Origin of the sequence: Pseudomonas alkylphenolica (assembly GCF_016009175.1) — a bacterium.
In the GTDB taxonomy this organism is placed as follows: domain Bacteria; phylum Pseudomonadota; class Gammaproteobacteria; order Pseudomonadales; family Pseudomonadaceae; genus Aquipseudomonas; species Aquipseudomonas alkylphenolica_B.
Genome location: NZ_JADUCM010000076.1, coordinates 1 through 573, shown reverse-complemented (window position 1 = coordinate 573; position 573 = coordinate 1). Strand labels below are relative to the sequence as shown.

Annotated in this window: 1 protein-coding gene; it reads right to left on the bottom strand. The window is 63.5% G+C overall.

Going from position 1 to position 573, the window contains the following annotated elements:
* Positions 1 to 573, bottom strand: a 573-nt coding sequence (locus I5S59_RS26855; RefSeq protein WP_197879190.1) for an Ig-like domain-containing protein, incomplete at both ends; no start/stop codon positions are given.

The window sequence follows — 573 nt, the reverse complement described above, 5'->3', positions numbered from 1 at the left end:
CCTGGGTCAGCGCCGAGGCATTCGGGTTGCTGCCGTCGCCGAGGTTTTTCTCGAAGACGGTCAGTTCGCCGCCATCGACATCCAGGCCGTTGAGGGTTACCGGGTCATTCAGGTTATTGACGTTCAGCGTCAGGGTCGCCGTGCTGCTGTCGCCGTCGGCGTCCTTCAAGGTGTAGGTAAAGGTTTCGACGCCGCTGCCACCACCGTGCAGGTTGATGAAGTCCGGATCGCTGGTGTTCAGCGTGTAGGTGTAAGTGCCATCGGCAGCCAGTACCAGGGTGCCGTAAGTGCCGGTGAAGGTGCCTGCGGTGATCGGGCCGCTGGCGATACGGTCGGCGCCCTGGATGTCGTTGGTCAGCACGTTGCCCGTCAGGGTCAGCTGCGCTTCGGTGGCGGTGACCGGGTTGGTGTCGTTAACGGCAGTCGGCAGGTCGTCGACGATGTTCACGTCAATGCTGCCGCTGGCCGTGCTGCCGTCGGTGTCTGTCGCCACCACCGTGAACTGCTCACCCAGGCTGTTGGCGCCTGCGCCGCTGGCATGCGCCTCGTTGTCCACCAGGGTGTAGGTGTAAC